Consider the following 4,405-nt stretch of genomic DNA (forward strand, 5'->3'; position numbering starts at 1 on the left):
GGCGCCGGCGACGTCTCCGACGGCGGAGGCCACGACGGCGACGCCGGCGGCCTGGAGCAGTCGGCGCCGGCTGAGGGACGAGGGGGACACGTGGCCTCCTGGACATCTCGCTTTGTTAGCGTTAACAAAAACTGTGGTGCCGCCATCCGAATCGGATGACGTCGAACGGGGACGCGGGACACCGCGTGAACCGGCACACGACCGGCACGACTACCGCACCGGGGGCGCGCCACGGGCGGCGGTCCCGCCGCCCACCACTGCCCCGGCGGGATGCCGCCCGGGCTCAGTGTGAGAAACCGCCACGAAACATGTCAAGACCGTATCCGGAAAGTTTCGTGTCCTCGTCACCCCCGAGAGTCGCCTTCCTGCGGCGATGACGAGCCGGTCGCGGTAACGTTCCGAAACCCTCGGCGTGCACCCCTGAATGTGAAACTTTCAGGCGGCCCGCCTGCCGATCCCACGACCGTGCGCCCGTGAGGGCAGGCGGCGCCGCGTCCGGCGGGAGCACGCCCGGCGAACCCTCTTGACGGGACCGGCGGCGTCGTATTGGCTCCGCCGCACACCACCAACCACCCGGACGCGTGGCCGGAAATGTTATCGCTATCAGACCCGGTACCGTTCTTCGGCGGCTAAGGAGTCAGATGCACAGGATCGTTCGGTGGACGTTGGCGGCGGTGCTGGCCGCCGGGTCCCTCGTCGCGGCCGGCGGCGCAACGTCACCGGCCGCCGCGCTCGACAACGGGCTCGCCCGTACGCCCCAGATGGGGTGGAACGACTGGAACAGCTTCGGCTGCAACGTCAACGAGACGCTCGTGCGGCAGACCGCTGACGTCATGGTGTCCAGCGGCATGGCGGCGGCGGGTTACACCTACGTCAACATCGACGACTGCTGGTCCACCAAGAGCCGCAACGCGAGCGGCGACCTGGTGGCCGATCCGCAGAAGTTCCCCAGCGGCATGAAGGCGCTGGCCGACTACGTCCACTCCAAGGGCCTGAAGCTCGGCATCTACTCCTCGGCCGGGACGACGACCTGTGCGGGCTACCCGGCCAGCCTGGGGTACGAGCGGCGCGACGCCGCCCTGTGGGCCTCCTGGGGGATCGACTACCTGAAGTACGACAACTGCGGCGACCACCAGGGCAAGAACGGGCAGCAGCGGTACACGGCGATGCGCGACGCGCTCGCCGCCACCGGGCGTCCGATCCTGTTCAGCCTGTGCAACTGGGGCCAGGAGAGCGTCTGGACCTGGGGGATGCAGACCGGCAACTCCTGGCGCACGACGGGCGACATCCAGGCGAACTGGAACTCGGTCATGGGCATCCTGGACCAGCAGGTCGGCCTGGAGGCGTACTCGGGGCCGGGCGGCTGGAACGACCCCGACATGCTGGAGGTGGGGGTCGGCTCGCTGACGGCGACCGAGGGGCGGGCGCACTTCAGCCTGTGGTCGCTGCTGAACGCACCGCTCATCGCGGGCAACGACATCCGCTCGATGAGCGCCGAGACCCGCACGATCCTCACCAACACCGAGGTCATCGCCGTCAACCAGGACTGGGGCGGCAGGCAGGGCCACAAGATCAGCGACAACGGGAACCTGGAGGTGTGGCGCAAGCCGATGTCCAACGGCTCGGTCGCGGTCGTGCTGCTCAACCGGGGCACCTCGGCGGCGACGGTGTCCACCACGGCCTCCGCCCTCGGGCTCGGCTCCGCCTCCTCCTACTCCGTACGCGACCTGTGGGCGCACACGACCGGCTCCTCGTCCGGGACGATCAGCGCGCAGGTGCCCGGACACGGGGCGGCCATGTACGTCGTGAGCGGAGGGGGCCTGGTCACGCCGTCCCCCACGCCCACCCCCACCGGAACCGGCGCGATCAAGGGGGTGGGGTCGGGCCGATGCCTCGACGTCGCGGGTGTCTCGCAGGCCAACGGCGCCCAGGTGCAGCTCTGGGACTGCAACGGCCAGAACAATCAGCAGTGGACGCCGACCGGCTCGGGTGAGCTGCGCGTCTACGGCAACAAGTGCCTGGACGTGTCCAACCGGGGCACCGCCGACGGCACCAACGTGATCATCTGGGACTGCAACGGCCAGAACAACCAGCAGTGGCGCCTCAACGCCGACGGCACCATCACCGCCGTAGGCGCGAACAAGTGCCTGGACGCCTACAACAGCGGCACCGCCAACGGCACCAAGGTCATCATCTGGACCTGCAACGGCCAGGCCAACCAGCGCTGGACCCGCGCCTGACCACGCGCGGCACCGGAGCGCCGGCCCCGTCCCGGCCTCCGGCGCCGGCGGCCTCAAGACATGCCGGTACGCCGCGTCCGCGACCGCTCCCAGCCCGGGGGCGGTCGCCCATGTCCCGGCCCGGGCCGGTCGCCCCTTCTCGCCGCGCGGCCGCCGTGAACCACCCCGCCCACCCGGGGCCTGCCGTACGGCACGGCCCCGGACTATGATCTCCGGAAGGACATCGGCGGGACGGGAGGCGGCTGTGGCGGAGATACCGGCCGGCACCGACCCCAGGGTGCCCAGTCCCGCCCGCGTGTACGACTACCTGCTGGGCGGCAAGGACAACTACGAGATCGACCGGATGGTCGCGGGCAGGCTCCTGTCGCTCGCGCCCGACACGCGATCGGTCGCGAAGGCGAACCGCGCCTTCCTCGCCAGGGCGGTGCGGTTCATGGCCGCCCAGGGCGTCCGGCAGTTCGTCGACCTGGGTGCGGGCATCCCGACGTCGCCGAACGTGCACGAGATAGCCCGGGAGGTCCACCCGTCCGCGCGGGTCGTCTACGTCGACAACGACCCGCTCGTGAAGGTGTACAACGACGCCCTGCTCACGGCCGACGCCCATGTGGCGACCATCGAGGAGGACATCCGCCGCCCAGACGCGGTGATGGACCATCCCGCCCTCCGTGCGCTGATCGACTTCGACGAACCCGTCGGAGTGCTGTTCGTCACCGTTCTCCACTTCGTCTCCGACGAGGAGGGCGCCCACGGCATCGTCGCCCGGTGGCGCGATCGCATGGCGCCCGGCAGCCATGTGGCCGTCTCGAACATGGCCGCGGAGAGCGACGCCGAAGCCGTCGAGGACCTGAAGGCCGCGACGGCCGGCACTCCCGCGCATTCGACGTTCCGCACCCGCGGCGAACTCCTGCGGTTCTTCGACGGCTTCGATCTGGTGGAGCCCGGCATGGTGCCGGTGCAGCGGTGGCGGCCCGCGATGGACTCCGTGCCCACCCGGATGGTGGTCGAGGGCGGCGTCGGCCGCAAACCCTGAAAGCGGCCACACCGCGGCCCGGCGGGACAGGAGATCGGACGTGCCCGGTGCCGCCGATCGCCATCCGAGTGCCGCGAAGTGGCGTCACACCGTCGGAGCCCGGCCCGGCACGGCGCATCGCGCACCTCTACACTGCTGGACATCGGATGTGTGCGCCTCGTTCGCGAGGAAACGGTGGAGGTGGCTGTGGCGGTCACGGACGCGGCGATCGACAAGATCAAGCAGATGATCACGTCGGGCGAGCTCGCTCCGGGTGACCGGCTGCCGAAGGAGGCCGACCTGGCCGAACGGCTCGGCCTGTCCCGCAACTCCCTCCGCGAGGCCGTGCGCGCCCTCGCTCTGATCAACGTGCTCGACGTCCGGCAGGGCGACGGCACCTATGTCACCAGTCTCCAGCCCCACCTGCTCCTCGAGGCGCTGTCGTTCGTCGTGGACTTCCACCGCGACGACACCGTGCTCCAGTTCCTGGAGGTGCGGCGCGTCCTGGAGCCCGCCGCCACCGCGATGGCCGCGATCAACATGCCGGACGAGGACGTCAAGGAGCTGCGCGCGATCCTCGACGCGCTGCCGGACGACCCCAGCGTGGAGGAGCTGGTCGCCAACGACCTGCGGTTCCACCAGCGCATCGCGGCGGGGTCGGGCAACCCGGTGCTCTGCTCGCTGCTCGACAGCCTCTCCGGGCCGACGACGCGCGCCCGGGTGTGGCGCGGCCTCACCCAGGAGGGGGTGCTCGACGACACCCGCGAGCAGCACGTGATGATCTGCGACGCGATCGCGACCCGGAGGCCGGAGGTGGCCAGGGCGTGGGCGACGGTCCACGTGGCGGGCGTCGAGGAGTGGCTCCGCCGCACGCTGTGACGCGTCCGGCGCGGCCGGGTCGTGAAACTTCCAGGGGCGGTCCCGAAGTGTGGCTGCTCAACGCGTCCCCGCGGCGCTCCGGCGAATCGCGTTCTTGTTCCCGGGCCGGGTCTTGGCCAGCGTGATGCCCTGGCCGCGACGGGCTGCTCCCCCTCGCATCCGGCGGCCCCAGAACCCCCCAGGGACTCGAGAGGAGACCCGTGCGAACGCGAACGCTCCCGATCGCCCTCACCGCGGCGATCGCCCTGTCGGTCGGCGCGGCCGGACAGCCGCCCGC

3 protein-coding genes are annotated in these 4,405 nt (G+C 70.8%); all 3 read left to right on the top strand.

Features of this window, described 5'->3' with window-relative positions:
- The first annotated feature begins 641 nt into the window (after window positions 1-641).
- The 3 genes from AB0J39_RS38335 to AB0J39_RS38345 all read left to right on the top strand — a co-directional run bounded on the left by AB0J39_RS38335 (window position 642) and on the right by AB0J39_RS38345 (window position 4,128).
- On the top strand, window positions 642-2,240 hold the full coding sequence (locus AB0J39_RS38335; protein ID WP_363473947.1) for a lectin: 1,599 nt from the start codon (window positions 642-644) through the stop codon (window positions 2,238-2,240).
- Between the two features lie 244 nt (window positions 2,241-2,484).
- Window positions 2,485-3,270, top strand: coding sequence for an SAM-dependent methyltransferase (locus tag AB0J39_RS38340; RefSeq protein ID WP_363473949.1), 786 nt, complete (start codon window positions 2,485-2,487; stop codon window positions 3,268-3,270).
- Window positions 3,271-3,456: 186 nt separating this feature from the next.
- The gene (locus AB0J39_RS38345) at window positions 3,457-4,128 is read left to right on the top strand and encodes a FadR/GntR family transcriptional regulator (RefSeq protein ID WP_363473951.1); all 672 of its coding nucleotides are present in this window, start codon (window positions 3,457-3,459) and stop codon (window positions 4,126-4,128) included.
- Window positions 4,129-4,405 lie beyond the last annotated feature (277 nt).

The sequence above is a fragment of the Microbispora sp. NPDC049633 genome (assembly GCF_040675265.1).
Taxonomy (GTDB): domain Bacteria; phylum Actinomycetota; class Actinomycetes; order Streptosporangiales; family Streptosporangiaceae; genus Microbispora; species Microbispora maris.